The sequence below is a fragment of the Shewanella sp. WXL01 genome (genome assembly GCF_012263345.1).
Classification (GTDB): Bacteria; Pseudomonadota; Gammaproteobacteria; order Enterobacterales; family Shewanellaceae; genus Shewanella; species Shewanella maritima.
This window is the reverse complement of record NZ_JAAIKQ010000001.1, coordinates 396,414-421,943: the sequence shown is the minus strand read 5'-3', so window position 1 is coordinate 421,943 and position 25,530 is coordinate 396,414. Positions and strand designations below refer to the sequence as shown.

17 protein-coding genes and 1 riboswitch are annotated in these 25,530 nt (G+C 45.5%); of the genes, 12 read left to right on the top strand and 5 right to left on the bottom strand.

The window, feature by feature from the left end; all coding sequences use genetic code 11:
- Positions 1–26: 26 nt before the first annotated feature.
- Both fusA and G3R49_RS01665 read right to left on the bottom strand, forming a co-directional pair.
- The gene (gene fusA, locus G3R49_RS01670; protein WP_130598853.1) at positions 27–2,111 is read right to left on the bottom strand and encodes an elongation factor G; all 2,085 of its coding nucleotides are present in this window, start codon (positions 2,109–2,111) and stop codon (positions 27–29) included.
- A gap of 405 nt (positions 2,112–2,516) precedes the next feature.
- Positions 2,517–7,067: a biotin carboxylase N-terminal domain-containing protein gene (locus tag G3R49_RS01665; RefSeq protein ID WP_167868455.1), complete on the bottom strand. Its 4,551-nt coding sequence runs from the start codon at positions 7,065–7,067 to the stop codon at positions 2,517–2,519.
- A gap of 125 nt (positions 7,068–7,192) precedes the next feature.
- On the opposite strand from G3R49_RS01665, the gene G3R49_RS01660 reads away from it, so the two are divergent.
- From G3R49_RS01660 to G3R49_RS01615, 10 genes are all read left to right on the top strand, one after another.
- Positions 7,193–8,104, top strand: a complete 912-nt coding sequence (locus G3R49_RS01660) for a LysR family transcriptional regulator (protein WP_130598857.1) — start codon at positions 7,193–7,195, stop codon at positions 8,102–8,104.
- Between the two features lie 209 nt (positions 8,105–8,313).
- Positions 8,314–9,480, top strand: a complete 1,167-nt coding sequence (locus tag G3R49_RS01655; RefSeq protein ID WP_130598859.1) for a hypothetical protein — start codon at positions 8,314–8,316, stop codon at positions 9,478–9,480.
- 223 nt (positions 9,481–9,703) lie between these two features.
- The gene (locus tag G3R49_RS01650) at positions 9,704–10,204 is read left to right on the top strand and encodes a SprT family zinc-dependent metalloprotease (RefSeq protein WP_130598861.1); all 501 of its coding nucleotides are present in this window, start codon (positions 9,704–9,706) and stop codon (positions 10,202–10,204) included.
- Between the two features lie 137 nt (positions 10,205–10,341).
- Entirely contained in the window at positions 10,342–11,085 is a 744-nt protein-coding gene (locus tag G3R49_RS01645; protein ID WP_348633897.1) for an endonuclease, read from the top strand.
- 31 nt (positions 11,086–11,116) lie between these two features.
- Positions 11,117–11,857, top strand: coding sequence for a 16S rRNA (uracil(1498)-N(3))-methyltransferase (gene rsmE / locus G3R49_RS01640; protein WP_167868454.1), 741 nt, complete (start codon positions 11,117–11,119; stop codon positions 11,855–11,857).
- Between the two features lie 48 nt (positions 11,858–11,905).
- Positions 11,906–12,856 (top strand): glutathione synthase, encoded by a 951-nt coding sequence (gshB, locus tag G3R49_RS01635; RefSeq protein ID WP_167868453.1) that lies wholly within the window; start codon positions 11,906–11,908, stop codon positions 12,854–12,856.
- A gap of 19 nt (positions 12,857–12,875) precedes the next feature.
- Positions 12,876–14,219: an alkaline phosphatase gene (locus G3R49_RS01630; protein ID WP_167868452.1), complete on the top strand. Its 1,344-nt coding sequence runs from the start codon at positions 12,876–12,878 to the stop codon at positions 14,217–14,219.
- A gap of 138 nt (positions 14,220–14,357) precedes the next feature.
- Entirely contained in the window at positions 14,358–15,392 is a 1,035-nt protein-coding gene (locus G3R49_RS01625; protein WP_167868451.1) for a methyltransferase, read from the top strand.
- A 204-nt stretch (positions 15,393–15,596) separates the two neighbouring features.
- Positions 15,597–17,264: a DUF342 domain-containing protein gene (locus G3R49_RS01620; protein ID WP_167868450.1), complete on the top strand. Its 1,668-nt coding sequence runs from the start codon at positions 15,597–15,599 to the stop codon at positions 17,262–17,264.
- Between the two features lie 446 nt (positions 17,265–17,710).
- The gene (locus G3R49_RS01615; RefSeq protein WP_167868449.1) at positions 17,711–18,865 is read left to right on the top strand and encodes a site-2 protease family protein; all 1,155 of its coding nucleotides are present in this window, start codon (positions 17,711–17,713) and stop codon (positions 18,863–18,865) included.
- A gap of 76 nt (positions 18,866–18,941) precedes the next feature.
- On the opposite strand, the gene G3R49_RS01610 is transcribed toward G3R49_RS01615, so the two are convergent.
- A complete protein-coding gene (locus G3R49_RS01610) occupies positions 18,942–20,102 on the bottom strand; it encodes a succinylglutamate desuccinylase/aspartoacylase family protein (protein WP_167868448.1) in 1,161 nt (386 codons plus the stop codon).
- 47 nt (positions 20,103–20,149) lie between these two features.
- Entirely contained in the window at positions 20,150–21,523 is a 1,374-nt protein-coding gene (gene lysC, locus G3R49_RS01605; RefSeq protein WP_348633896.1) for a lysine-sensitive aspartokinase 3, read from the bottom strand.
- A gap of 133 nt (positions 21,524–21,656) precedes the next feature.
- A riboswitch (Lysine riboswitch) is annotated at positions 21,657–21,832 on the bottom strand.
- 343 nt (positions 21,833–22,175) lie between these two features.
- On the opposite strand from lysC, the gene G3R49_RS01600 reads away from it, so the two are divergent.
- Positions 22,176–23,492, top strand: a complete 1,317-nt coding sequence (locus tag G3R49_RS01600; RefSeq protein ID WP_167868447.1) for a phosphatase PAP2 family protein — start codon at positions 22,176–22,178, stop codon at positions 23,490–23,492.
- Positions 23,493–23,588: 96 nt separating this feature from the next.
- Here G3R49_RS01600 and G3R49_RS01595 read toward each other — a convergent pair whose 3' ends face one another.
- A complete protein-coding gene (locus G3R49_RS01595; protein WP_130598875.1) occupies positions 23,589–24,020 on the bottom strand; it encodes a DUF3293 domain-containing protein in 432 nt (143 codons plus the stop codon).
- 647 nt (positions 24,021–24,667) lie between these two features.
- Between G3R49_RS01595 and arcA the strand changes: the two genes are divergently transcribed.
- Positions 24,668–25,384 carry a two-component system response regulator ArcA gene (gene arcA, locus G3R49_RS01590; RefSeq protein WP_130598877.1) on the top strand — a complete coding sequence of 239 codons (717 nt, stop codon included), beginning with the start codon at positions 24,668–24,670 and terminating at the stop codon, positions 25,382–25,384.
- Positions 25,385–25,530 lie beyond the last annotated feature (146 nt).

Here is a 25,530-nt window from a genome sequence, read left to right as displayed (position 1 = left end):
TTCTATTAAAGAGTTTAGCTCAACAATTACTTGTTAGCTTCACGCTCTTTAACTTCAGCGATAACTTTTTCAGCAACGCTGTTTGGACATGGTGCGTAGTGTGAGAACTCCATAGAGAACTGACCACGACCAGAAGTCATAGTACGTAGAGAACCGATGTAACCGAACATTTCAGATAACGGTACGTCACCTTTAATGCGAACACCAGTAGTACCAGCTTCTTGACCAGAAATCATACCACGACGACGGTTAAGGTCACCGATTACGTCACCTACGTTGTCTTCTGGGCTGAATACGTCAACTTTCATCACAGGCTCTAGAAGCTGTGCGCCAGCTTTTGGCATAGATTGACGGAATGCACCTTTAGCAGCGATTTCGAACGCGATAGCTGACGAGTCAACTGCGTGGAAAGCACCGTCAGTAAGCTCTAGCTCAACGTCTAGTACTGGGAAACCAGCAACAGTACCAGTTTCCATCATAGATGCGAAACCTTTCTCAACTGCAGGCCAGAATTCTTTAGGTACGTTACCACCAACTACTGAAGAGCTGAAAGTGAAGCCAGAGTTTTGCTCACCTGGGCGGATAACATAGTCGATCTTACCGAACTGACCAGAACCACCAGACTGCTTCTTGTGAGTGTAGCTGTCTTCAATAGCTTGAGTGATTGTCTCACGGTACGCTACTTGAGGCTCACCAACGATTAGGTCAACACCGTAAGTACGCTTAAGGATGTCAACTTTAATGTCTAAGTGAAGCTCACCCATACCTTTAAGGATGGTTTCACCTGAATCTTCGTCAGTTTCAACGCGGAAAGATGGATCTTCTGCAATCATCTTACCGATCGCGATACCCATTTTCTCAGAGCCGCCTTTGTCTTTTGGCGCAACAGCAATAGAGATTACTGGCTCTGGGAAGATCATAGCTTCAAGAGTACAAGGGTCCTTAACGTCACATAAAGTGTGACCAGTTTGAACGTTCTTCATACCTACGATAGCGATGATGTCACCAGCTTGCGCTGAGTCTAGCTCGTTACGCTCATCTGCTTGCATCTCAACCATACGGCCAACACGCTCAGTTTTACCTGTTGCAGAGTTAAGGATGGTGTCACCTTTCTTGATCTTACCTGAGTAGATACGTACGAAAGTTAGTGCACCGAAACGGTCATCCATGATTTTGAATGCTAGTGCTTTGAACGTAGCATTTGGATCAACGATAGCGTGCTCACCAGTTTCGTTACCTTCTTCGTCAGTTAGAGGTTGTGGGTCAACTTCTACTGGATCAGGTAGGTAATCAACTACTGCGTCAAGAAGAAGCTGCATACCTTTGTTTTTGAAAGCAGAACCACAGTAAGTTGGGAAGAATGCCATTGTACGAGTACCAGTACGGATACAACGCTTAATGTCTTCCATAGATGGCTCTTCGCCTTCCATGTAAGCTTCCATTAGATCGTCGTCCATCTCAACAGCAGACTCGATTAGTTGCTCACGGTATTCTTCTACCATGTCAACCATGTCAGCTGGAACGTCTTCGATCTTGTAGTTTTCTGCTTGGCCAGTTTCATCCCATACCCATGCTTTACGAGTAAGTAGATCAACTACACCTTTGAATTCGTCTTCGATACCGATTGGCAGAACCATTACTAGTGGGTTAGCAGCTAGTACGTCTTTAGTTTGCTTAACAACACGTAGGAAGTCAGCACCCATACGGTCTAACTTGTTTACGAAGATGATACGAGCAACTTCAGATTCGTTAGCGTAACGCCAGTTAGTTTCTGACTGAGGCTCAACACCACCAGAACCACAGAATACACCGATACCACCGTCAAGAACTTTAAGAGAACGGTATACTTCTACTGTAAAGTCAACGTGACCAGGAGTGTCGATAACGTTAAAACGGTGGTCGTTCCAGAAACAACTTACCGCTGCTGACTGAATGGTAATACCACGCTCAGCTTCCTGTTCCATGAAGTCAGTTGTAGACTCACCATCATGAACTTCACCGATCTTATGGATCTTACCGGTTAGCTTAAGGATACGCTCGGTGGTCGTGGTTTTACCCGCGTCAACGTGAGCGAAGATACCAATGTTTCTGTATTTTGATAATTCGGTCATGATTCAACTTTAATGATTAGTTTAAGAAGTAGACGGAGTATGCGAATAGTACCGACACACCGCTCATCAGGTTATTTAAGGCGCATATTGTAAATTGGAACCTTGCAACACGCAAATAGCAGTTGCAATATTTCTGCAGTTTTGGCAAAAAAACTCGCCGTAATCGCTAGATATTAGATATAAAACAAGCATCTAAAAATGATCGATTATTTTTCAGCCACACAAAAAAGTCTGTTTTAACCCGCGAATTTTAACGCCAGATCCTCGCGCATCTAAGTAATGAGCCAGAATTTAACGATTTACCAACAACTTTAGGCTGAATTTACGTGATTTCGATCGCCAACTATAGACATAAAAATACCCGCACGCGGCGGGTATTTTTGTCACTAGTTTAGCTGTCGTTGTTTACTCAACTGGTGAGATAACAAACAGTAGGTCACCTTGAGATACTTGCTGACCATTGCTGTTAAGAATTCGCTCAATGCGGTACTTCTTATCAGATGGGTATAGCTCAGCGTCTTTACGGTTAAAGCCTGCAAGTGACACTTGCGAGAACATCTTCATCGCTTCAGTCAGTGCCAGTGTTTGGTCAACGGTGACTACATCACCTTCTTTGACAAAGTCTGCTTCTCCTGGCGCTGGAGACGTATAGAAGATACCTGCACCTTGTGCCAGAACTTTCAGCTCGTTCGACTCACCAACACGTAACGACTCAGTATCAACCGCTTCAGTTTCTGCCGCAGCTTCCATTTCTTCGATTAACGCGTCAGCGTCAATCTCAGCCATAAGGCGTGGCAGATAGTTAGTGTCGTAAACGCCTTCGTTGAAGGTACCGTCAGCAAGAATACGCTTAAGTAGCGGAATGTTAGTCGCGATACCACGAATAACCACGCTATCTAGGTAGTCGTACATCTTCTTAACGACATCGGCGCGATCGCTACCACGGATAATGATCTGCGCGATCAAGCTGTCGTAGTATGGCGATACTTCTTTATCTGTATCGGCGATCGAGATGATCTCAATGTCATCACGCTCTGGCATGATGCACTCAGTGATCTTGCCTGGATTTGGCATTAGCTGCATAACGCCATTGCTATCTAGCTCAGCTTTCTCAGCAGTTACACGGACTTCCATCGCGTAACCTTGATCAACAGGCTCTAGGTCTTCAATTGAGCGACCAGCGGCAATGTCGAACTGCGCGCTTACAATGTCGATACCAGAAGTCGCTTCAGTTACCGGATGCTCAACCTGCAGACGGGTGTTCATTTCCATGAAGTACACTTCGTTTGCATCTAGGTTGTAGATAAACTCTACCGTACCCGCGCCCATGTAATCTGTTGCATCACCTAGTGCACGAGTGTATTCCATTACCTTCTGCTTAAGCTCGTCAGGCAGCATGGTCGACATAGACTCTTCAATCACTTTCTGGTTGTTACGTTGAACTGAACAGTCACGTAAACCTAGCACTTTGGTGTTGCCAAACTTGTCACGTAGTAGCTGTACTTCAATGTGACGCAATGACGTTACGTATTTCTCAAGGTAAAGGTCACCGTTACCAAATGCAGCAGCAGCTTCAGTCGAGGTTTGAGTGAATAGCGCAATCATGTCTTCAGGGCGTTCAACAACCTGAATACCTTTACCGCCACCACCTTGTACCGCTTTAAGTAGTACTGGGTAACCAATCTCTAGTGCAACATTCACAGCTTGCTCAGCGTTGGTCAAAATACCGTGTGAGCCAGGTACTACAGGTACGTTTTGCGCTTGCGAAGTTTTAATCGCGTTCGACTTGTTACCCATAGTTGTCATTGAGTGTACGCTTGGGCCAACAAAGTTAACGCCGTTGTTTACACAAAGTGCGGCAAACTGTGGGCTTTCAGATAAGAAACCGATACCAGGGTGCAGTGCGTTAACTTTCTCGTACTCAGCTACTTTAAGTACTGAGTAGGCGTTTAGGTAACTTTCATCTGAGGTGTTACCACCAATACAAACTAGCTTGTCGTTCTCTTTCAGCATGTCTGCTGGAACAGAAGTCATATCTGGATCAGAAGCAACCAATACCACATTAATGTTGTTGTCGTGCGCCTTACGGATAAGTTTCACCGCAGTACAACCACGAGCGTGAACCAGTACTTTGTCGATAGGCTTCATCAATGCTCGTGGATCGTCTTGAACAATCTCATCAACCACTTCAACTGTTTCAGGCACGATAGTTGATAGTGCATTACCGATAACGTCTTTAATGTCAGCATTTGGCATTGGCATTAATGGGTCAATGCTTGAAAGCTGACTGTCTAACGTCTCGCTAAATGGGTTATGAACTAAGCCATTCATCGCACCAGGAACTTTCGACAAGTAATTAGATAGTGTCGATGTAGATGGCAAGTATGCAGGTACAACCATTTGGCCTGCGAACGGCATGTTAGTACCCGATAAGTAGTAAGTTTGCACTAATGGGTGAGTCACAAAACTCGCCTGTGCACCACCGGTACAGTCACCGAAACCGAACATCAATACAGGTAGCTCGTTGTCGCGGATGAAACGAGTGATACGGTCGTTCACTACTGCCATTGAGAATAGCGCTGCTGCACCTTCTTTAGTTTGCATACCACCTGAGCTGATAAAGCAAATAACCGGTAGCTTGCGCTTAGCACATTCAATTAATAGCGCACTGAACTTCTCAGCACTTGCCATATCGAATGCACCCGCTTGGAATGCGGTGTTCGATACTGCCACACCTACGCGCAGCTTATTGTCACCTTCACCAAAGTCAGCTAAACCTGTGATTAAACCACATGGGCGCACGCCGCGATCGATTGCATCTTCAATCGATAAACGGAAACCAGGGAAGTTAAGCAAGTTGGCAGACATCTTGTCGCCGTCAATTTCGTCAAACTCAGTGAAGAACTCGCCAATCACGCTCTCCCAAGTCATCTTGCCTTGCTTCTTCTCTTCACGCAGCACCTTCTGGATTAACAAGTCTTGATAACCCATGGTTAGACGGTTCCAGAAGTCTTTACGACGACCAATACGAACAGGGTTAATCGCACCTGTGTACTTGTCGTGCTCTTCTTCACTGTCGAAGTACTCTGGTAATAGACGCTCAAAGAAGTAAGTCAGAATTACGAATAGCGAATCGTTAAGCTGTGGGAAACCAACACTCTTCCACTGCTCTACGCGCGTTAGTAGCTCAGCGCGGTTTGATTGCGCCATAAAGTATTTAAGCCATTTGTAGAACTTGCTCTTCTCATAAGCTTCATCGTTGGTTGATAGTGCACGGTCAATCGACTTATGCAGCAGGTTATCAACTGACTCGCGGGCAAGACTTTTCGAGTTCATCGCTTCTTTCGAGATAGAAGCAAGATTAACCACTACGTTGTCATACAGCGCGTTGAAGATAAGAATGTTATGACACTGCCAGATAAAGTCTTCACGTAGCTCATCATTGACCACTACATCAAGTACAGTTAGCTGGTTTAGTTCAGGCCAATCTGCTTCAGTCTTCTCTTTAGGGAGCGACTCAAGATATTGAATTAGGCCTTTAAAGTTGTTCTCAGCGTTAGCTTTCCAGCGGTGGTATAGCGACCAACCGATGTTAAATAGCAGCGCTTTACGTGCTTTCTTATAGTTCTCTTTTGGCTCACCTAAGATAAAGCGCGTCAGCATATTACGCTCAGTCGACACCTCATCACGCTTAGCGGTGAAGTTGCCCCACAGCTTGTTTAGCTCTTCGTCATAAACTAGCTTGTCAGGGTTGGTTAGCCATGCTTGGAATACGCGCTCTTGCTCTTGTGAGATACGCTCTAGTAAGTCACCTTCAGGGATACTTACCTTAGATAGACGACCATATTGCTCTTGCGAGATCGAATGGATACGGCTACGAAGCGTTAGATAACGCAGATAACGATATGCACTACCAAAGATGTTGTGGTGCATAGTCGGGCTGTTTGCAATCGCAAGCCCAGTGTTGCTTTCTAAGCTAACTAAGTTTTCTGATGGCGCTAAGAAACGCTCTAGGCTGCGCTCGTAGTGCTCTTTTAGATCAGAAGAGTCACGTACAAAGTTCATTGCCGCGCGCTCAACGGCCTCTACACCACTGATAATCGCGCGGCGCAAGTTATGCTGGCGGTCATCGCGGTCTGTTGGCGAGTAATCGATAATGCCGTCAATACAACCTGCTGTGTATAGCTCTTCTGGCGATACACCCACAGATTTAGCGCATTCCTGCCAAGATAGGTTGTACTTACGGGCAATACTTTGCAGACCTTGTGGCTGAATTGTATTGAAAATACCGTCGCGTACAGAAAGTAAGATGTTAGCCGCAGCAAGTGGAATTGCACCGCCCGAGTAACCTGCACCCACCACGATACCAACGGTTGGTACGTCAACATTGGCACTCTCAGCAATCGCTTTCGAGATTGAGTGCGCTTGGTTGTTGCTGTTAGCTACCTCACCTGCATCGGCACCTGGAGTGTCGATAAGGTAGATGATTGGCATTGCTAGTTCAGCAAAATGGCGAATCGCTTTACATGCTTCTAAATGATGCTCAGGCATCCAAGCACCGTTAGAGGTTGAACGCTCTTGGGCAATAAAACCAACACGGCGAGTACGAGCACCAAAATCTAACTCGACTTCAGCACTGTAAAAAGGCCCTTGTTGGTGCTCTGCGATTAGCTTGCCTTTCAACTCGGCAATCATACGCTTAGCGCCATAACGGTTCTTATCTTGAGTAGGTTGAATAACCTGGTTGACGTAACCGTCAACATCTAACGACGCCAATTCTTTTAGGTTTGATTGGATAGCGTCGTCAGAAAGTAATCCTTTGATTTCGTCAGATAACGTCTGCTTACTGTGAGCAGGAAATAACGAGAAATCCTTGGCTAGATGTTCCGCCTGTAAAAATAACGGGTCAGCCGATACAACTTGAGTCGTGTTAGCGGGCTGCTTATTGCTGGTCATCGAGAGATCCTCTGCTTATATAGCCTCTAAAATTTTTAACGCGTAAATATAACTTTGTTGTTCACCGAATTACCATATACACTACCTTGGACGCTTTGTTCCAAAAATGAGACAGTGAGACCAAAATGCCCGATTTGAACGGTATGATGCTGTTTGCAGCGGTGGTGAGAGCAAAAGGATTCTCCCAAGCAGCACGAGACATCGGACAACCTAAATCGACAATTAGCCGCAAAGTTGCCCAACTTGAAGAAGATTTAGGGGTACGTTTACTGCAACGTGACACCCGAAACTTGAGCTTGACTCAGGTCGGAGCCATGTTTTTTCAGCACTGTGAATCAATAAGCGCCGAGGTTGAAGCGGCAAAGGCAACTATCGAAAATACCCACAGTGATGTTTCCGGTTCATTACGCATTGCCATCCCGGTGTCATTCTCACAAGAAGTGATTGGTCATTTATGCTCTAGCTTTATGCGCATGTATCCCAATATCGAGTTAGATATTCAGTTTACCGATAACGATGTGGGACTGGTCGGTGAAGGTTATGACATTGCAATTAAGTATGGTCCACTGCAATCATCAGACCTAGTGGCAAGGCTGTTATTTGAACGTCAGCCCGTGTTGGTTGCCAGCCCAGGCTATATTAAAAAGCACGGCACACCAGCAACGCCACAAGAGCTAGCACAGCACAATGGTATCTTGTTAGGTACTCGCCTATCAGCGCCAATTTGGCCGCTTGGTAAAGGCAATCGCAAGATGATGGCGACCTTTAAGCGCAAAGTTAGGGTCAACTCAGCTAATATGGTCAAGCGCTTTGCCATGGACGATTACGGTATCGCTATGCTGTCAAACACCAGCTGTAAACAAGAAATCGCCGCCGGCACCTTGTTACCTATTCTGCAAGAGTGGCCCATTGAGCCATTTAAGGTCTACGGCGTGTATTCTAGCCGCAGGCAATTGGCGACCAACATTAGCGCGTTTTTAGACTTTTTTAGTAAACGCTACGGCTCACAAGAGTCGCTACACAGCTTAATGAGCTAACTGCCTAATGGGCTAATTCTTACTCACCTATCTAAAAGTACATCGATGACATAACAATGCAGGATCAGCATACATAGCTGATCTTGTATAATTTTTTGTGTTATAACTTATCCAGTAAGATTAACTAAGCCATATAAAGGCACAAAGGATAGCTGCAGGTTAATCTCCAGGTTTAACTTGCCCCACCACGCTGCTTTAAAGGAATAACCATGACCAAGCGCAACTCACTAGGTTTAACGATTAGCTCACTGCTAATGATTATGACCACTTCAGCTCAGGCTAGCCTCGCACTTGATGTAGAAGAGCAGCGTGTTCCACAAGCAACTAAGCTTATTCCACAAGTCGTTGAACGCTATCAATCAAATAATCAGTCTCTCGAAGGTTTATTAAGCCGATCAACTGACGAGTTAAAAGTCACTCAGGATATTGCTGTGCAAGGTCAGCTGTTGTGGCAAAAAGCGGTTAAAGATGTGCAATCAGGCTTAGACGATGACCGCCCACTCTATTGGACGCGCCTGCAAATGCGCAGCGCACTTAAACAAAACTCGGCGGGCTTTAATATTGTACCTTGGCAGCGACAGATTTTAGTTAATGCGGTAGAGAAAGCATCACGCGGCTTTAGCGATATTAACTTTAAAGAAGACACCCAAATCAAAATCTTGCTAACCGGCTTCGACCCATTCTTTTTAGATAGAGACATAGGCCAAAGCAATCCATCAGGGCTAACCGCTCTTGCACTTGATGGTTACACCTTCAATGTGAATGGTAAGCAAGCGCAAGTTGAAACTGTGATGATCCCTGTGCGTTTTGCTGATTTTGACGATGGCATTATCGAATCATTGTTAACGCCGTTTTTCCGTAATCGTAATATCGACATGGTCGTTACTGTCAGTATGGGACGTGATGACTTTGACTTAGAGCGCTTTCCTGGCCGTAACCGCAGCGCAGCCGCACCAGATAATCTGAATGTGTTAACCGGTGCCAGCAAGCAAACACCAATGCCACCACTATTTAATGGCGGCACTTTGAATGGCCCAGAGTTTATAGAGTTCTCTCTACCAGTTGCTGCGATGCAAGCGGTAAAAGGTAATTGGGCGGTGAATGATAATCATCAAGTCACCACCACATCAGGTGGTCAGTTTGACGCGAAATCAATTCACTCACTACAAAACGCAACTTCGGTTGAAGGCTCCGGCGGCGGTTACCTTTCCAATGAAATCTCTTACCGCAGCTTATTACTACGTAGCCAGTTCGACTTTGACATCCCAGTCGGTCACATCCACACCCCTAGAGTAAAAGGTCACGATTCACAAGTGGAAGGCGACATAGTTGAGCAAGTCCGCGCCATGGTCGGCGCAGCGGCGAGCACGCTTTAGTACTGAGTATTCAAGCCAAATATCAAAAGGCGTGAGTCACACAGACTCGCGCCTTTTGTTTTCTCAAGCACACCGCTTTGGTCTATCCAAATACTGACTCACACAGCTAGTTACTTTCACTACGAGTTACTTGTACTGACTAGTTACTTGCACTCGCTTGGCAAAACACGCACCATATACCCTGTGTCATCTCAACCTGCCAAGTCTAACGTAAACTGCATTAATGCCGACTCATTTAACTGCCCAACAAATCCAGCAAGTTCACAGCAAACTTGAGGCGGATTACCAAAAAGCCGATGCGTATTTTAATCAACAGTTTCCGCGACCTGAGCTTGCACTCACCTTACGCGGAAAAAGTGCTGGCACCGCGCATCTGCAATTAAACAAGATTCGCCTCAACCCTGTGCTGCTCAAAGAAAATTTCGACGCTTTTATCGAGCATGTTATTCCCCATGAGGTGAGCCACTTATTGGCATATCAACTATACGGCAAGGTGCGACCGCACGGGCGAGAATGGCAGAGCATTATGCTCAAGGTGTTTGGCCAACAACCATCGACGACACATCAGCTCGATATCCGCTCAGTACAAGGGAAGATGTTTAATTACCAATGTGGCTGCGGTGTGGTGCCACTAACAATAAGGCGTCATAACAAAGTCGTTCGCGGTGAAACTAAGTATCGCTGTCGCCGCTGCAGTGAAACCTTGGCAATATCAGACAACTAACTGCTTGCTCTCTTCCCCAATATATTGGTTAACAACGCAATTGAATAAAGCTTGATTGCATCAGTTATCGCTATCTTTTACCATCTGCCACAAAGACTGGCTCAGCCAGCTAACAACCTTTAAGAAGTAGGTTTATCGTGCGCACAATCAAGATTATTGGGTTAATGTCTTTACTGGCATTAACTGCTACTGCATTCAGCTCAAACACCTTTGCAGCTAAAGCAAAACAGCCGAAACACCCAACGAGTTTTAACCAGGCTAAAAAAGCGATTAAGAAAATCTATCAGCAACTGCCACTGACTAGCTTTTACTGCGGCTGTGACATCCAAATCAACGGCAAGCTATGGCAACCAGATTTGCAAAGCTGTGATTATCAGGTACGTAAGCAAAATGTTCGTGCTAACCGCATCGAGTGGGAGCATGTGGTGCCAGCCTGGGAAATGGGGCATCAACGTCAATGCTGGCAAGAAGGCGGTCGCAAAAACTGTGGTAAAACCGATAAGCAGTTTAAAAAGATGGAGTCAGATCTGCATAATCTGGTGCCAGCAATTGGTGAAGTGAACGGCGATCGCAGCAATTACCGCTTTAGCGAGTGGAATGGCAAACCTCATCAATATGGTCAATGCCAAATGTTAGTCGACTTTAAAGGCCGCAAAGCACAGCCGCCAAAACCATCGCGTGGCGCAATTGCCCGTACCTATTTTTACATGCAGCAAAGCTATAGTTTTAAGCTCAGTAAATCACAAAGACAGTTGTTTAATGCCTGGGATAAAATGCATCCAGTTGACGAGGCGGAGTGTCAGCGCGACCGCTTAATTGCACAAAGCCAGGGGAATCATAATGAATTTGTCTTCAAACAATGCCAAAATCTAGGTTTGTAAACTGTTTCGCCCGCGTACAAGGTAATCACTAATGAGAGTCCCAAGAATCTACCAACCGAATCAATCAATTAGCCAAGGAGCTACAATAGCGCTAGATGATGACGGTGTAGCCCACATTGGTCGCGTGCTGCGAATGGGCGAAGGCGAGCAGTTAAAGCTTTTCAATGGCGACGGCAATGACTATTTAGCCGAGATCACCCAAGCGAGTAAGAAATCGGTCACTGTGTCGGTCTTAGAATGTGAAGCCGTCACCAATGAGTCACCATTGAATATTCATCTTGGGCAGGTGATCTCAAGAGGCGATCGCATGGACTTTACCATTCAAAAGTCAGTGGAGCTTGGTGTCAGTACCATTACGCCATTATTTTCTGATCGCTGCGGCGTCAAGCTCACCGGTGAGCGTTTAACTAAGAAGATCGCTCAATGGCAAAAAATCGTTATTAGTGCCTGTGAACAATCTGGTCGCAGCCTAGTACCACAGGTACGCCCTGCAATGCAGTTACATGACTGGTGCAGCGAGCAAAGCGAAGCTGTTAAGCTCAATCTGCACCCAAGGGCAAAGCATGGTATTAATGGCTTAACGCTCAACGAAGACAATAAGCGCGTGCGTTTGTTAATTGGCCCTGAAGGCGGTTTATCGGCAGAAGAAATTGCCATGACGGAGCAATATCAGTTTACCGACGTATTGCTTGGTCCACGTGTGCTGCGCACCGAAACCGCATCACTTACAGCCATTACCGCACTACAAGTTAACTTTGGTGACATCGGCTAAACCGGCAGCATTCACATTACAGAATTCAACCCATATAAGGACAACAACATGATTAAGCTTGGCATAGTGATGGATCCCATCAGCGACATTAATATCAAAAAGGACTCGAGCTTTGCCATGCTATTGGCTGCGCAGGCGCGCGGCTATCAGTTGTTTTATATGGAAATGGCAGACTTAGCCATGGTAAATGGGGTGGCAATGGCTAACATGCGCCCACTGAAGGTAGAAAATAATGCCGACAAATGGTTTGAGCTAGGCGAGTCAGTTGATACACCTATTGCAGATCTAGACGTGGTTTTAATGCGCAAAGACCCGCCGTTTGATACCGAGTTTATCTACGCCACTTACATGCTAGAGCGTGCTGAAGAAGCCGGCACGCTTATCGTTAACAAGCCACAAAGCCTGCGCGATGCTAACGAAAAGCTGTTTACTGCTTGGTTTAGTGAGTTCACTCCAGAGACGATTGTGACCCGCGACGAGCAGCGCATTCGTGCTTTCCACCAGCAAAAAGGCGACATCATCTTAAAGCCACTTGATGGCATGGGCGGCGCATCTATCTTCCGCGTGAAAGAAAAAGATCCGAACCTTGGAGTGATCATCGAAACCCTCACAGCCCATGGCAACCAATACGCAATGGCGCAAGCATTCATTCCAGATATCACCTCTGGTGATAAGCGCATTCTGGTTGTCGATGGCGAACCTGTACCCTACTCGCTAGCGCGCATCCCAATGAAAGGTGAAACCCGTGGTAACCTCGCAGCCGGTGGTAGCGGAGTAGCTCAGCCACTATCTGAGTCAGACTGGCACATTGCCCGTACCATTGGCCCAGAGCTTAAAAAGCGCGGCCTTATCTTTGTTGGCCTTGATGTAATTGGCGATAAGCTCACTGAAATTAATGTGACTAGCCCTACTTGTATAAAAGAAATTGAAGCAGCCTTTGATGTAGATATCACAGGTATGTTGATGGATGCCATTGAAGCCAGAGTTAACCAAGGTTAAATAAAAGGACTCGAATTAGATGCGTTTTTTAACCCTGATTAGCCTTGGCTTGTCTGCCATTATTAGCTTTGGCGCAGTTGCTAACGAACTAACCTCGTTAGCGCCGCAGCACCAGACGGGCGCAAGTCAACATGCGCCGACCGTACCAAAAAATATGGTGATTATGATTGGTGATGGCATGGGCCCTGCCTACACCACGGCTTATCGCTACTTTAAAGACAACCCGAATACCCAAGAGATAGAGCAAACTGTGTTTGATCGCTTACTTGTAGGGATGTCATCGACTTATCCTGCTCGCAGCAGCGGTTATGTCACCGACAGTGCAGCCTCTGCTACAGCACTAGCAACTGGCTATAAAACCTATAATGGTGCTATTTCAGTTGATGAGCAAAAACAGCCTATTCCTACCCTTTTTGAGCTTGCTAGAGCGCGCGGTATGGCAACAGGTTTAGCTGTCACATCACAGGTGAATCATGCTACCCCAGCCGCTTTTATGGTGCACAACGAGCATCGTAAAAACTATGTAGAGATAGCCGAGGCTTACCTTGATACTGGTGCAGAAGTTATTCTAGGTGGCGGACAAAAGTACTTTTCTGAGGAGCTACTAGAAAAGTTCAAAGCAAAGGGTTATCAACACATTACAGAGTTTAGTCAACTAGATGGCATAGACAAACCTAAAGTCTTAGGTCTATTAGCTGAAGTGCAACTGCCATGGGTAATTGAAGATAAGCAAGGTCACAAGCTTCGAACACTAACGCAAAAAGCTTTGGATTTACTTTCTCAGCATGAGCAAGGTTTTGTCCTACTGATTGAAGGCAGTTTGATTGACTGGGCAGGCCACAGCAACGATATCGCCAGCGCAATGCATGAGGTAGATGAGTTTGCCGCAGCGATGGAAGTGGTTGAGCAATATGTGCGCGAGCATCAAGACACCCTACTGGTAGCGACAGCAGATCACAACACAGGTGGATTGTCGATTGCAGCAGGCAAAGACTATGCTTGGCATCCTGAATTTCTGCACCATGTCACTATGCCGCCATACATCCTTGCCGAAAAACTTGTTGAGCAAGACGAGTGGCAAAGCAGTTTAACTGCAGCGATCCCACTTGAGTTTACTTCAGAGCAAATGGAGCTGATTGCCGACGCGCGAGCTCAAGGCGCTGAGCCGCTCACTTATGCCTTGCAAACTGTTATTGACCAACACTCAAATACAGGCTGGACAACCGTTGGCCATACAGGATTGGATGTGCAGGTATTCGCCACAGGCCCAGGCGCGAGCTTGTTTAACGGCAGTCAGGACAACACAGACATCGCTAAAAAGATGATCAGCTTATTGCCGCAATTGCCTGCAAAGCAACAGTGAGTTCAGGTTTACTGAATACTGTGGGGTTCTGTTATACTTGCCCTGCTAACGCGCTGCAAATAAGCGGCTAAATTATGCTATTACACAAAGAAGGCTGCGGCCTTCTTTTAGTTTTTCACCATCAATGAGCTAAACACTGTGCTATCAAACCCATCTCAAGTGCTAATTCGTAACCTAGACTATGTGGAAAACGACAATGTATTAGTGCTCAATCATGAAGCTGATGATCTCGCTAAACAATTACTAGAGAGTGCGGCCAGTGTCACTAGCCTAGCGTTAGACTTTAACCACTACCTCAAGCTAAATGCCACCAAAGCTGCCAAACTTGAATGCCACTTTGGTCATCAGCTGCCACAAGAGTTAAGTGATAAACAGTTTGATACTGTTATCGTCTATTTCCCAAAAGCCAAAGCGCTGTCAGGATATCTGTTTCAACTTGCCGCTCAGCACTTAAAAGCGCAAGGGCAGTTGTTGGTTGTCGGCGAAAATAAAGGTGGCATTAAGTCATTACCTAAACTTGCGCCTGATTACTTTTCCAAGCCGATTAAACGCGACAATGCTCGCCATTGCTTGTTGTTTAGTTCAATTCTCACAGCGCCCGCTACCAAGCTAAACATTGCCGACTGGACAAGCCAGTATCAACTTGCCACTCCTCAGGGAGAGCTGACGATTTGCAATACCGTTGGCACATTTAGCGACAAGAAACTTGATGCTGGCACGGAATTATTACTGGCGCACTTACCTAAGCTACACGGCAAAGTACTCGATTTTGGCTGCGGTGCAGGTGTCATAAGTGCCGCGCTACTCAAGTCACAACCTGAGCTACAAATTGACTGTATTGATATCAACGCCATGGCGCTGCTATCTTGTAAGCTCACCTTGGAAGCCAATGGCATGAGCGCCAATGTTTATCCATCCGATGGCTTTACCCATATCAAGGCTAAGTTTGATGGCATTATTTCAAACCCACCGTTTCATGATGGACTAAACGCCACAACTGACATTGCTAAAGATTTCGTGAAATACAGTGCTTTGCAGCTTAACACTGGTGGATATTGGCAAATCGTTGCCAACCGTCACTTACCGTATGCAGATACTATCGCTCACTATTTTGGACAGTTCGATGTGCCTGCTGAGAACAACAAATACAAACTGTACACCTGCCACAAATAAGCCAAATTAACCAGATGAATCCTGTGAGATGCTGCATAAATATCCACAGGATTCATTTACTACACTACTGGCTAAACCCAAAAATATCCGCTAAATTGGTTGCCAACCTGATTCTGTAACAGTCATGCAACGCGAAAGCCCAAGTCCGATGCTAGCGTGCAGCATTTATCACTAAAACAATAATTAAAATAATCAAAGGCAACCATGTTAGAGACTACTGCTGTTAGTTTTAGTGGCGATAACACGCAAGTCGAACTTCGTCTTATCCCAAATACCCATGGCCCGGTTAGTGCTGAAGATATTGAGTCATTACTTAAGCAACCCGACTTCGCTATGCTGTTCCCTATTGTGCCCGCAATTAATAAAGCCGTATCAGAGGTGAACGCACTTTGCGGTCAAGACAGTGGTGTTCACGAGCTGTTTTTTGTGATTGCAGAACGTAAAGACGGACAAGTTGCTATTGAAATTAGTGACGATCACATGCATGCAAACATGACGATTACCTCAGCGTGGGGGGGGCAAGAAGTCAGTCTCCCCACTGTGCTCACTACTTTAAAAGCTAATAAAGTCAAAATGGGTTTAAGCAAACCTAAAATCATGTCTTTAATGAAGCAGCTTGAGGTATTACCGCCAGGAGAAACCTGCAAAGCCGAAATCGCCCACGGTAAGCCAGCCGTGAATGGCGAGAACGCCTACCTGACCCGCAAAGTCCCACTCGCCCGCGAGCGACTATTACAACCGCAAGAGCGCGAAGATGGCACTGTCGATATGCGTAATCTTGGCGCGATGATCACCGTAAAACCTAATGATGTGTTAATGGTGAAAACCCCTGCTACAGAGGGCACTGCTGGCTATAACATCCATGGGGATATTTTAAATCAGGTGCCAGGTAAAGATGTCGAACTGACCCCTGGTGAAGGAACTTGTTTACAGCCCAATAATCCCAATGTCTTGATCGCAAGCAAAGCCGGTCAACCAGTAGAAAACCGCAAAGGTATGCAGGTTGACGATACGCTCGAGATTAAAGAAGTTAACGTGCGCCACGGCCACGTTAACTTTAAAGGCAGCGTGCTGATCAAGGGCGACGTGCAAGAAGGTATGCAAGTAAAAGCCACTGGTGATGTCACAGTAATGGGATTTATCGATTCAGCTAGTATTGAGGCCGATGGTGATGTCATAGCTAGCAAGGGCGTGATTGGACGTCAAGCTGGCGAAGGAAAATTTACCACAAGCATCAAAGCTAAAGGACAAATCTGCGCCCAATTTGTGCAGTACTCACACCTTGAAGCTGATGGTGACATCCTGGTTACTAAGCAATTACTGCACAGTCATAGCACCACCAAACAAACTATTACAGTTAGCGACACCACCAAGCGCCGCGGCGATCTGGTCGGCGGCAGAGCTGAAGCTGGTAAAGGCATACGTGCCGTCGTATTTGGTGCCACAGCTGGCACTAAAACTGAACTTTATTGCGCCATGGATCAAAGCACGCTGAAAACTCATTTAAAAGAGCTCGATGAAAGCGTGAAAGCACTAGTCGTTGCAAGGCTTGATATTGAAGCCAGACTGCATAAGCTGCCACCTAAAAGTGAATGGCAAACCGATGCTGGCATGATTGAGCAAGTAAAAATGATGCTAGAGCAGAAAAAGCTCATCACGGAAGAGCAGCATAAAGAAGAATTTGAACATCAAACGCTGTTGAATGAAGTCGAAGGTTATTACAAGAACTATTTTATTCAAGCTAATAAACATATTTATACCAATGTAGAAATCCATTTAGGGCAAGCGCAGCAACGCACTCAGCGTGAACATGGCCCATGCGTGGTTCGAAACATCAACCAAGAGCTTAATTTCGATTACTCAACCAGCTAAATCACTCGCTTGTAAAAATGACGCGAGCCCCCCAATACACCAAGGCCAATCATCGATTGGCCTTTTTAATTTTCAGCCCTAAACCACCTACTTCAGTAGGTGGTTATCATCGAATAGGCTTTGCCTTTAAATTCCAGTGTTCTTCAATTCTGACTACTTTAGTAATTAGCTTACGTAGCAATGACATTTAAAGCTCGCAGCAAGCACATCCTGTGGGCTCGACGAAAAAATCCATGTTTTCAACGGCTTTAAATGTCATCGCAACTGTATGCTTCAACTTTAGCTGGTTAGGCTATGCCCCTTTTAGGGGGCTCACACAAAGCCACCTTCTTTAGAAGGTGGTAATTTACAGACTAACACTTACAACCAACTTGATATTTATTGCTTATCAATGCGGTTCTGGCACAATCCGCCCTAAGTTATAAAAGGTAAACACAGCCAGCTTTATGGAACTATTAAACATCGAATGTCTTGGCAAAAAACTGCGTCTTGAAGGCTCAATGGCTGGTTGGCAACAGCTGTTTTGGGACAATCAATTAGTATCGCAAATTGATGCCGCTGCCAGCAGTGATGGGCCATTGGTGCATCAGTTTGAGCTCAAAATGCAGCAAACACTGACAAAGTCGCAAGAAAGCATACAATCCACAGCACAAGATGATGCGCAAAGCGAAGTACAAAATATACAAACCATTCAGGTTGTACTGACCAATCAAGTCATTTGGCAGCCCTTTGACCTCAAATATCAGCTAAGCGTAAATGAGCAAATTGTCACTGAGGGACAACGCAATACCAAAGACATTGAGCAACAAACACCGGAAATCACACCGAAAAAGGTCAACAAACTGAGTTTGTTGGGGCTAGCTTCACTCGGATTTAAATTGCTTAAGTCTGCTAAAGTCGTGAAAGCCTTACTAGCTGGCGCCTCGTTAGCCGCCTATTCTTGGCTATTTTCAATCGAGTTCGCTTTAGCGCTAATAGCCTGCTTGGTGGTACACGAATACGGTCACGTAAAAGCCATGAAGCATTTTGGCATGAAGACCAAAGGTATCTACCTTATTCCATTTATGGGAGGACTTGCCCTCAGCGATGAGCGGATCAACACCCGCTGGCAAGACGTGGTGATATCGATAATGGGGCCGACTTTTGGCCTGTTTATGTCACTAATATGCATGGTGGCATTTTGGTTTACTGACAATATCTTTTTCGCTGGATTAGCCAGTTTTAATGCACTGCTTAACCTATTTAACTTGTTGCCTATCTTACCTCTTGATGGTGGTCACATACTAAAAAGCATTAGCTTTTCAATGAACTCAGTCATCGGCCTGGTAATTTGTATTATTGCGGCGCTAGCAGGCGTTGCCATTAGCTACACGTTTGGCTTAGCCCTGCTTGGTTTCTTATTATTGATTGGTAGCTTAGAAATTGTGATGGAGTGGCAAACCCGCCATCAAAGCCATTTACTGCCATTAGATAGATATGGGCAAATTTTCTCAGCGGTTTGGTACATATTGACGGTCGCCGCCTTGGTGGGTGTTATCGCCTACTTTGCCAGCTACGGTGACGATATGCTTAGCTTACCGCTGCAAATTCTACGTAGCTAATAAACTGCACGATAATTATCAATAATGGCGCATCCAATGCGCCATTTTTTATACTCGAACTAGGCTGCCTCGCCAGCTAAAGCTCAAACACGTTGGTCATCACCTTATATAGCTCAGTACCTTGATGCACAGAGGCTGAGGCAAAGTGCAAAATAGGCACACAATCTACTGGCAAAGATACACTGGTGAGCGCATCCTCACGCCCGTAGCGCTCTACCCGTAAAAGCTGAGCTAATGGCTCACCTGCCGCTAACGGCTGACCAAGCTCCGCGCAGTATTCCACCATACCTGACTGAGGTGCGTGCAGTTTACGGTAATCCTTGAGATAACAGCCAAAGCGTGGCATGTCAGCTGGCGCAACTTTTTCAGCGATTACACCACGATGGCTCAAATAAGCCAAAATTCCCAAAGCGTCTTGCTTGGCATCTGCAAGGTCTATCCGCTCCTGACTAGCAAGCTCTAATGTGAACGCAGAAATTGCTACACCAGAGTCACTACTAAATTCACGCCCCTGAGCTTTGGCCGCTTCTGCTAAACACCACCATGGGCAAAAAGCAGCTTCATCCATCGCGCCACCAAATTCGTTGGGAATAACCAGTGTATAGGGAATAGAGAAAAACCTTGCTGCTTGTTTGTCATACTCTGGCGCATAAAGGTGTTTGCAGGACTTTGGCCCTGTGTGTAAGTCGAGCACAATATCCGCTTGATGCGCCATTTTCTGCAAGGTCACTGCCAGGCGATGCCCCGTTGAAATGCCCCAGCTATTATTCAAGCGCTCGTCACAAGATTCTGTCAAACGCGCTTTGAAAGCACTAATTAACTCAACTTCTGATAAGTGTTGATGCGCCAAATACCACGCCTCAATATCAAACTGATGATCCAGGTATTCACGGTTCCAGTTTACCCCGGTAATAGGGTCGAAACGCCCAAGGGTAAACTCACCACTTTTTTGATTAATCCCCAGCGGATTTGCCAGTGGTGCAAGCACTATTTTGCCTAACACTTGATACGACTCAAGTAGCTTGAGCAGTTGGTATATTACGGCATTCCCCTGCACCTCGGCGCCGTGCACATTCGCTTGAATATACACACTGGGTGCAGGCGAAACGTCAACGCCACCTTGCGTTTCCGGTACAAAGCGAGGTTCTTTGCTAGGCTCTATGCAAAAAAGCGGCGCCGTTAATGCGTGACCTGTCGCCAACTCGCCCAAATGTAATGATGTTTGTTGTATGTTCATCTAACCAATAACCTAAGAGTTCATCTACCTTTTGGACTAAATTCGCTTTATTCAAAAAGATTCTGATGTAGCGCGTTGACCACATCAGCGGCTTCTGACTCTGACACCAACACACAAAGATTATGTGGGCTAGCACCCTGACAGATCATGCGCACATTATGCGGTTCTAGCACCTGAAATACTCGACTACAAATACCCGCTGTTGACGCAATTTGATTACCAATAATCGCAACTAACGCCAGCTTGTCTTCTACTCTTACGCGGCAATGCTGCGATAATTCTTGCAACAAAGACTCACTTAGCAGGCCTTGACCACTTGAGTCAGAGCCAGTTTTATCTAGGGTGAGTGACACATTTACTTCTGAAGTGGTGATCAAATCGACCGAAATCTTATGGCGAGCTAGCGTAGCAAAAGTCTCGGCTAAGAAGCCTTGAGCATGGAGCATTTGCAAGCTATGAAGATTAAGCAGAGTTTGATCGCGTCTAAGCGCTACTGCACGATACACTGGCGCATCTTCAATTTGATGGCGAATCCAAGTACCACCTTGCTCCGGCGCTTTACTTGAGCCAACAAACACCTGAATTCGCTGTCTAACCGCGGGTAAAATGGTAGCAGGATGCAGCACTTTAGCACCAAAGGTTGCCATTTCAGCAGCTTCGTTGAAGCTGATTTCCGCAATAGGGCGAGCATTAGGAGCAAGTCTAGGGTCAGTGGTATAGATGCCCGCAACGTCAGTCCAAATCTCAACCGCATGCGCGTTAAGCGCTTCAGCTAGCAAGGCTGCAGAATAGTCACTGCCACCACGACCTAAAGTTGTGGTTTTACCTTGCTCGTCTGCACCAATAAACCCTTGGGTCACTATGATGTTATCGCTAAGTAGTGGCAGAAGCTTCGCCTTGGCAAGTGTCGCAATTTGCTCAATCTGTGGTTCAGCTTTTCCAAAATGACTATCGGTGCGCAACACCTGACGTACATCGAACGCCTGAGAAGGCTGATCTTTTTGTGCAATAACTGCCGAAAATAGAATAGATGAGCACTGCTCCCCCGTCGACAGCAACTCATCCATAATCGCTTTACTGCGGTTAAGCAGTAAAGACTCACTGAGCACTGCCATTTGACTTAATACCTGATCAATCTGCGCGGTAACTTCTTGCGGGCGATCAAGGCTATCAGCAATAGCATACTGCACCTTAGCAATATCTTTAAGCAGTGCTAGGCGGCGCTCGTCATTCACATTAGCCTGGGTTAGCTCCACCAGCAAGTTGGTGACACCACTTGACGCGCTCACCACAACCACACGGGTATTTGGATTAGCTAATACAATATCGGCGCAACGGCTCATCGCTTCGAAATCAGCAACAGAGGTACCGCCAAATTTGGCTACGACCAGATTTTCAACTTGATTAATTAAATTAGACACTAGCTAGCCTCCGCAACATTTGCAAAGCCAAGCGAATGATTTAGAAATAAATACATGATTACACTCCGAACTCACTACGTTCGAAGAGCCTGGTGCTAGGATAACGCACCCTTGAAGAAGGGAAACAGCAATCACCACCAGAAGCTCTCCACCAAAATACAGGTGACAATCGCCAGGATTCAGCCTAGACGCTCGATACAACGGATGCATCCCTTACGTTATATCTCGGCGTTAATCTCCCTCATAAGTCTTCATTGGAATGGTGCTTCCTCAAACTTACTACCTAGTTAACGCTCCTCTTCTGCGCCCCTCCAAGGAAGGGAAACGAAAAAGTACCAACTTTCACTTATTAAAGTCAACAGGCTCTAGTCAGATGAATAAAATTCATGCCCCAAAAAACTGTGACCAATAAGGCATTTAGTTGTAAAATAGCGATGCAAAACCGAAGGTTGTGCCATTAAGTGAAACGACTCCCAGCAATAACCTCTATGACTGTTAACGAATAGTGCCCTAGTTACATGGGTACCCCTAAACAAAGTAAGTTTGATTTAGCCATAACAGTTATCCGCACGTTTCGACTTATTGAAAAATGCTGTTTTAGCCTATAGTTGGTTAAATAAAATGCAATAAGTACTCAAAGGACTGTAAATAAATGAAAGCTAAACTTAGCCTCATCTCAAGTGCGATTATTCTAAGCCTGACTTCAACAACAGCCGTGGCCAAGAGTGAAATTCTAGAAGGCCAATCGGGTACGATCTCTGAAATCGGCGACGTAGTGCAAATTGCCCTACCTGCGGGTGCGTTAATAGGTAGTTTATGGATTGGCGATAAAGAAGGTGCCTGGCAGTTAACTAAAGGCGTTGCAACTACTTCGTTAATCACCCACACCATGAAGTTTGGCTACGGCAGACTTCGCCCAGATGGCACTGAAAGCAATTCTTTCCCTTCAGGTCACACCTCAGCAGCATTCTCTGGCGCTGCGTATATTCATCACAGATATGGCGATAAATGGGCACTACCTGCATACGCTGCAGCAAGTTTTGTCGGCGCAAGTCGCTTATGGGCAAATCGTCACTTTATGGACGACGTACTTGCCGGCGGCTCAATTGCAGTAATGACCAGCCTTTACTTTACCGACCCATATAATGCATCAGACCTTGTTGTTGTGCCTAGCTTTAGCGACGGCAACATGGGCTTAGCCGTAAGCTATACACCCGGTGCTAGCAAGAGTTTACCTAAGTACCAGCTAACTGATGATGGTTGGTCTGGGTCAGGAGCGCAAAAAGAGTTCCACCGCAGCTACAGTCTATTTATTGGTGGCTTTGACACTAGCAACAACTTTATTCAAGAAAATGGTAGCCCAAGCTTCAATCTCACTGACTTTAGTCAAGAAAGTGAGCCAAATACCTATGCTGCAGCTGAGCTTGAATGGGGCGTCGCCAAAGACCAATATCTACTCTTTAGCTTTAACCCAATTGAGTCACGCGACAAAACTACACTGGGCAAAGAGTTAAAATGGGCAGGTAAGTCATACTCTGCAGGAAGCGAAGTCATCTCAGCCTATAGTAACTGGTCTCTCACAGCTGATTATGTATTCGAGCTACTGAGCGATAGCGACTGGATTGTTGAACTTGGCGCCGGTGTAACTTTTGCTGCGCAAACTATCCGCTTGGATTACCCTGAAGGCAACAACCTAGGCGAAACATCAGATCTGTTCGTTGCGCCTGCGATTATCTTCAATGGTGGTTATAAGTTTACTGAGGACTTCTATCTAGACTTGCGCTACCGCGCATCGGGTTTATCTCAATATACTAGCCAGGCCTACTCTGTAGGTGTGACCTATCAAATTAACGATCGCTGGAGCGCGTCATTATTTAGAGGTGTGTTAGAGCAAGAGATTGATGGTGATGAGTATTATAACGATGCTGAATTCGATCATGGTGGCTTTGCAGTCACTTATGCTTTCTAGCAGCAAACCAGTCATATCTGTGTAACCGTACACAAACGTAAAAAGGATGCCTTGGGCATCCTTTTTGGTCTTCCAGCGTCACTCGCTAGAATACGACTAATCAAAATCTGGTAGTTCATTCACCAAGCGCTGCCTTGATGAAAACTTCCCCATACACACTTCAGGTAAATTCGCATCTGCACACGCCAGCAAAGTCAGTTGCCCTTTATCAACATAGTAAATCGCTAACTGATTAAATTGCCTACCCAATTCTAAGGCTTGCGGCTTGTCGACAAACACCGCCCAACTTTTTTCTCTGTGGCTAAGATCAGGAGATGCGCCATAAAGGGCACGATAGGGTTGCTTAGTTTGCTGAATGGTTCGTTGTAATTTGCGATCAAGCAGTCGATTTTGACAAGAAGTTAATTTATTACCAAACGGGTTACATGCGGTAATAATCGCAAATGAAAATTGATCAGAAAGGCGCTGAGTGAGCAAAAAATGTGTACTTTGATAAGCTTGCCACAAGAAAGAATCCACAGTTTCCATAGTCAAAATCTAGTCAATTAAGCCGAATTGAGTGTAGCAGAAAGATTTTAGTTCCGGTAGCGATGTGACGTCAGTCACAAGTTTAAAAATGTTAATTCCTCATATAATCAACACCTTATTGTTTATTAACCTTTTGTGTACGGTATTTGGTGGAAATTTGTTAACATTTTATTTGTTAACAAATGCCTAAAACGAGTACAATAATCATCACTAGCTAATTGAACATTCAATCCACTTTGTCACCACACTTTAGCTGACACTTATGAATGATTTTAATAGAAGCTAAGTTTACACCTGTTTATGTCATGTTCTACATTTAGAGAAACATTAAACTAAATGAAATAAACAAGTTGCCGGGGAACTTTGTGCTTTTACAGGTTTCCAATGTGACGAGGTGTTAACCCAGAATTTATTCGCATGTATCCTTTTTTCGTCAACATAGATGTTGCTCATAGCAGACATGCGAATCACTGACTTATAAAAACCGAGCTGTCAGTGGCCAATGCGAGTGTTTAATATCAAGGCAGACACGCTTAAACACCAATAAATATGAAGATACGGCGCACTTATTTACAGGGAGCAAGTGACGCTTAGCCCTAGCAATTATGAAAGCTAGACTATGACTTTATTAATTTAGGTAATTTAATATGCAAAACCCGCACATTCTTATTGTTGAAGATGAAGCCGTAACTCGTAACACCCTGCGTAGCATTTTTGAAGCTGAAGGTTATGTTGTAGTTGAAGCAAACGACGGCGCAGAAATGCACAAAGCGATGCAAGAGAACAAAATCAACCTAGTAGTAATGGACATCAACCTGCCTGGTAAGAATGGTCTACTACTAGCGCGTGAACTTCGTGAAATCAACAACATCGGCCTTATCTTCCTAACAGGCCGCGACAACGAAGTCGACAAGATCCTTGGTCTTGAAATCGGTGCTGATGACTACATCACTAAGCCATTCAACCCACGTGAACTAACCATCCGTGCTCGTAACCTATTAACTCGCGTTAACAGCACTGGTGCAGAAGCTGAAGAGAAAGGTAGCGTTGAATACTACCGCTTCAATGGTTGGAGCTTAGAAATCAACAGCCGTTCTCTAGTTAGCCCACAAGGTGAGTCTTACAAGCTACCACGCAGTGAATTCCGCGCGATGCTTCACTTTGTTGAGAACCCAGGCAAAATCTTAACTCGTGCTGACCTACTAATGAAGATGACTGGTCGCGAGCTTAAGCCGCACGACCGTACAGTTGACGTAACTATCCGTCGTATCCGTAAGCACTTCGAAAGCCTAGCGGACACGCCAGAAATCATCGCAACTATCCACGGTGAAGGCTACCGTTTCTGTGGTAACCTAGAAGATTAATACTTCTGAGCTAAGAGAAGACTAATTCTTCTAAGCGAAAAAATTTGAAAACCAGACCTCAGGGTCTGGTTTTTTTATGTTTGGCTTCGGAGTCTTGTTTGAAAGTGCACAATTGTATAAAACACAGCACAAAGCTGCGTATTAAT

What these genes read in the sequence shown, in the direction of transcription:
- fusA (WP_130598853.1), bottom strand. Translation starts at nt 2,111, where the DNA reads ATGACCGAATTATCAAAATACAGAAACATTGGTATCTTCGCTCACGTT.
- G3R49_RS01665 (WP_167868455.1), bottom strand. Translation starts at nt 7,067, where the DNA reads ATGACCAGCAATAAGCAGCCCGCTAACACGACTCAAGTTGTATCGGCT.
- G3R49_RS01660 (WP_130598857.1), top strand. Translation starts at nt 7,193, where the DNA reads ATGCCCGATTTGAACGGTATGATGCTGTTTGCAGCGGTGGTGAGAGCA.
- G3R49_RS01655 (WP_130598859.1), top strand. Translation starts at nt 8,314, where the DNA reads ATGACCAAGCGCAACTCACTAGGTTTAACGATTAGCTCACTGCTAATG.
- G3R49_RS01650 (WP_130598861.1), top strand. Translation starts at nt 9,704, where the DNA reads ATGCCGACTCATTTAACTGCCCAACAAATCCAGCAAGTTCACAGCAAA.
- rsmE (WP_167868454.1), top strand. Translation starts at nt 11,117, where the DNA reads ATGAGAGTCCCAAGAATCTACCAACCGAATCAATCAATTAGCCAAGGA.
- gshB (WP_167868453.1), top strand. Translation starts at nt 11,906, where the DNA reads ATGATTAAGCTTGGCATAGTGATGGATCCCATCAGCGACATTAATATC.
- G3R49_RS01630 (WP_167868452.1), top strand. Translation starts at nt 12,876, where the DNA reads ATGCGTTTTTTAACCCTGATTAGCCTTGGCTTGTCTGCCATTATTAGC.
- G3R49_RS01620 (WP_167868450.1), top strand. Translation starts at nt 15,597, where the DNA reads ATGTTAGAGACTACTGCTGTTAGTTTTAGTGGCGATAACACGCAAGTC.
- G3R49_RS01615 (WP_167868449.1), top strand. Translation starts at nt 17,711, where the DNA reads ATGGAACTATTAAACATCGAATGTCTTGGCAAAAAACTGCGTCTTGAA.
- G3R49_RS01610 (WP_167868448.1), bottom strand. Translation starts at nt 20,102, where the DNA reads ATGAACATACAACAAACATCATTACATTTGGGCGAGTTGGCGACAGGT.
- G3R49_RS01600 (WP_167868447.1), top strand. Translation starts at nt 22,176, where the DNA reads ATGAAAGCTAAACTTAGCCTCATCTCAAGTGCGATTATTCTAAGCCTG.
- G3R49_RS01595 (WP_130598875.1), bottom strand. Translation starts at nt 24,020, where the DNA reads ATGGAAACTGTGGATTCTTTCTTGTGGCAAGCTTATCAAAGTACACAT.
- arcA (WP_130598877.1), top strand. Translation starts at nt 24,668, where the DNA reads ATGCAAAACCCGCACATTCTTATTGTTGAAGATGAAGCCGTAACTCGT.